The organism is Moorena sp. SIO3H5 (assembly GCF_010692395.1).
In the GTDB taxonomy this organism is placed as follows: domain Bacteria; phylum Cyanobacteriota; class Cyanobacteriia; order Cyanobacteriales; family Coleofasciculaceae; genus Moorena.
In genome coordinates this window covers 1-3,762 of the sequence record NZ_JAAHHS010000575.1, presented here as the reverse complement: position 1 = coordinate 3,762, position 3,762 = coordinate 1, and the positions used below count along the sequence as shown (strand labels likewise).

Sequence of the window (3,762 nt, the reverse complement as noted above, 5' to 3'; positions counted from 1 at the left end):
AAACACCACACGGAAGAACGCGGGAGCGTGGTAGCCCCGTGATTTTAATCCGAGGTGGAAACGCGACACGGCAGGTGAGGGATTGCTCACCTGCCGTGGTATAATGAACAAGTGAGTAAGGATAAACGCCTACGTGATGAAGCGATTCTAGTACCGGAGAAATACCGACCCTCAATGATTGCATTGCGTTAATCCTCTTGTGAACGGGTAAATAATTGCAGATCGCAGAGCGTATCGTACTGACAATTGTGGTAGTACCCGGAAAGCCTAATTTTCTCTTAAAAAAGTAGCGGGAACTGTCAAAATTAAATTGGCAGAACTCAGTAGGGGCGCTTTGACTACGCCTGTAAGAGTTATTTTATGGACTCTTAACGAATCCCCGTATTTTTAAACCGGGGAGAGTCAATACTTCATTATCGTTGATGCCACTGTTTAGTTACTTTAACTGAAATCGGTGCTGGGGCAGAGAAATAATACCGCTATGAAATAATTAGATGAGCTAATCATTGGGATAATTTTTGAATACTGATGAAAGACAAGCTCAAACCAGACTGGGCGGGAGATGACTTACTCTCCCGGTTCGTTAATCTGTTGATCGACACCAAGCCGATCTACAAGGTGATGCAACACCAGGCCAGACAGGTGCTAATTAAAACCGCAGAAAAAAATGGGATTGAGTGGCGGAAAAACTACCAGGAGTTAGAAAAATCAGGAGCGAAGACCTTACTATCCGAGATTACTAACCCTAGCCTGGTCTACCCAGACTACTACAAAGTCCCTTTCCATGCTTATGACCAGGGAAACCTATGCTGGGAAGCTGCCTTTGAAGCTGCCAGTGCTACCCACGCTATGGGGTTGAGGGTTTGGCGCGATGAAAAACTCACTTGGCTTTCGGCACAAGAGAGATTACGAAATAGTTTTCATCAAGTACTAGGAGAGTATAATCCTGAGATAGTCACAGATATCCTAGATATTGGCTGCTCCGTTGGAATATCTACCATTACGCTACACCGCTACTACTCCAGCATTAAAAAGGGCAAAATCCGCACCGTTGGGTTAGACTTATCCCCTTATATGCTGGCTGTGGCCAAGACCATGGATCAGAAAGCAGAAATATCCGAATGGATCCATGGCAAAGCAGAGGACACCGGTTTACCGGACAATTCCTTTGATGTGGTCACCTTACAGTTTGTAATCCACGAACTACCGCGCCAAGCAACAGAAGGAATTTTTTCCGAAGCCCTACGGATTCTACGACCTGGTGGCTGCCTTGGTGTTGTAGATAATAATCCTGCCTCCCCAGTAATCCAGAATCTGCCTCCTGCACTGTTTGTGTTGATGAAAAGTACAGAACCTTGGAGTGATGACTATTACAGCTTTGATGTAGAAGGGGCGATGATTAAGGTTGGTTTTGACTATCAGACTACGGTAGCCAGCGATCCTCGTCACCGCACTATTATTGCTACAAAACCTGCTTGAGGTGAGTGTGTTTTGTAGCAATTCCTTTTGATGCAGTGGCTAATAGTGATAATTACGAGTCAATCCCAAACTAGTCCATTTGGGATTGACTCGCTGTTTGCAGCTTCCTGTGCCGTTCAAAGGTGCTGTAAAAACAACCCAGTTAGGTTATATAAGTAAGGATATGAAAAAATCAGTAGAATTTTAATAAATTTATCATGAAGACTAGCCAAATTTTTTGAAAGCTTTTTTAACCTAAATGTGAATATTTGGTGAATTGTGAAAAAAAAGTAAAAATCTTGTGAATTAAGTCCAGGTGGTTTTCGAGTATCCTAGTCTTGCCCAACCTGAGTTCCACATCACCAACTTTATCCAGGAGTCAGGAGCTTCGATTCAGGAGTCATTAGCTATAATAACGGAATTTTTTAGTTAATTTGGAATTAATCAGAGTTTAATGGGCAATTAAGCTATGTATTCTCCCAATAACTTCTGAATTATTCTCCTGAATTCTGAATTATGTCTCCTATCTTCTCAAAACACCAGCCAATTTTTTACAGAAAACTGAGGTTGATCAAGACCTATTGCCCAAGACAAGAATGTTCATACTGGGATTTTGGCATCAACAGGTTTGGGGTAGACTCAAATCTAATCTCTTTCTCCTTTCCCCTTTCCGCTGACAAATCCGGCGAAGTCTAATCAGCGCCCAAAGCCGGTTAGACCAAAGCACGGGCAGAATTTAGGGCAGCACTATGGTATTGATTGGACTAATAGCAGTCAAACCCAATTGGACTAATAGCCATGGGAGGAGGATATCCTGATCTGGTCAGCCTTGGCCTTTATCACCTTTCTCGTCAGAGAGATAACATAAAAGAAGTTCTTGCAAGCAGCACCTACACTAGAAGGTGCGACCCAAGGGCGATTTACTCGTCCTAGGAGGCGCGCACCTATGGAAATTTATAGCCACCATCTACGAGGTCTTCTGGTTATGATCACAGATCTGTCCCCATTGGGATCAGGACTGAAACAAGTTGTTAGGACTAATCAGGGGGTGTCGATAGAACGGATTACTGGCTATCAGCAGGTGCGACCCATGGCTAATTTAATTCTTCATGGGTCAAGCGCACCTATAGAAAGTATGGGGTTGGTGAGACTCGATGGCAATCAGGCGAAGCCAAGCTGTCAGTTGTATGGTCTCTATTTTCGTCTTGCAGTTGCCAGGGAACCTATTAGACCTATTTCCTATATTTCTTTAGATGTCTTTTGTTAAGAACATAAACAATCAGTTCTAATTATGTCAGAAATTCTAACACTAATCAAAAAACCAGAGATTCCCAGAAAATTAGTAAAACCATCTCAACCAATTGAACTAATTCAGCCATCAGAACCAAAGTTTATGGCTGTTGGGGTTATTACTGGTGAGGTGGATTTGTCTGAGAAAATTCCTACCATTACCATCCAGGGTAAGGCTTACCCACTCTTTTTTCTGCTTAAGCACAACCGGAAAAGGTATGTGCTGGATATTCTCAAGGGGCACATCGAGGCCGGAAACCGAGAGCATCGCCTCGTGGTATATCCTAAGCCGATCCACTTCCCAGATCGGAACAAATTCCAGGATATCCGGTTTGAGGTGATTGGGATTTTACAGGAAGACAGACCCCATGCTTGGGCTGAAGCGATTGGCAATGGGTATTTCATCTTGGCTGGATTGTGGCAGTTCATCCCTGTTTGTAAAGTTCCGTGTGTGTCAGTGTTTAGGAACCACAGTGAACAATTAGTGAACTATCTCAAAAACCACCAGGCTACAGAAAGAACTCGCGTACTCAAAGCTGGTCACTGTCCATTATTCTGGCGGGACTCCTCGGTCAAACCATTCCGATTCAATCCCAAGCTCAAGGAGCAGGGCAAGCCAAAATTCATCCAGGTCAAAGCCCGATTCCTTCCCCACAAAAATGCTTTCGCGTTTGTAGAAGAATTGGCACCCCCAATGGATCAGGCTCCACGGTTCTGCAAAGTTCGGAAAGAAGATAAGCAGGAAGCCTTGGCGGAAGCTAAGAGAAGAGCTGCTGAAATGGCTGAAAAAAGAGCTGCTGAAACGGCTGAAAATCCTGAAAAAACAGCTGCTGAAATTCCTGAAAAAAGACCTGCTGAAATTCCTGAAAAAAGACCTGCTGAAATTCCTGAAAGTGCTGAAAGTTGAGTACTTCTATTCACAATACCAACTCTGGTCAGTACCAACCCAACTCCCAGTCGAGCCGTTGAGACTTTACTGCTGAGGTGTTTGGTGCTGGCAAGGCTGGTAGGGTA

General features: G+C 43.9%; 3 protein-coding genes. All 3 read left to right on the top strand.

What is annotated here, in order from left to right; genetic code table 11:
• Positions 1–528 precede the first annotated feature (528 nt).
• Positions 529–1,479, top strand: coding sequence for a class I SAM-dependent methyltransferase (locus F6K52_RS33790; RefSeq protein WP_293089163.1), 951 nt, complete (start codon positions 529–531; stop codon positions 1,477–1,479).
• Positions 1,480–2,404: 925 nt separating this feature from the next.
• Positions 2,405–2,725 carry an AAA-like domain-containing protein gene (locus F6K52_RS33785; protein WP_293089161.1) on the top strand — a complete coding sequence of 107 codons (321 nt, stop codon included), beginning with the start codon at positions 2,405–2,407 and terminating at the stop codon, positions 2,723–2,725.
• A 24-nt stretch (positions 2,726–2,749) separates the two neighbouring features.
• Positions 2,750–3,655 carry a hypothetical protein gene (locus F6K52_RS33780; protein WP_293089159.1) on the top strand — a complete coding sequence of 302 codons (906 nt, stop codon included), beginning with the start codon at positions 2,750–2,752 and terminating at the stop codon, positions 3,653–3,655.
• The last annotated feature ends 107 nt before the right edge of the window (positions 3,656–3,762 follow it).

Bases quoted from the DNA above. Each gene is read 5' to 3' on its own strand.
- F6K52_RS33780 (WP_293089159.1), top strand. From the start codon at position 2,750: ATGTCAGAAATTCTAACACTAATCAAAAAACCAGAGATTCCCAGAAAA.
- F6K52_RS33790 (WP_293089163.1), top strand. From the start codon at position 529: ATGAAAGACAAGCTCAAACCAGACTGGGCGGGAGATGACTTACTCTCC.
- F6K52_RS33785 (WP_293089161.1), top strand. From the start codon at position 2,405: ATGGAAATTTATAGCCACCATCTACGAGGTCTTCTGGTTATGATCACA.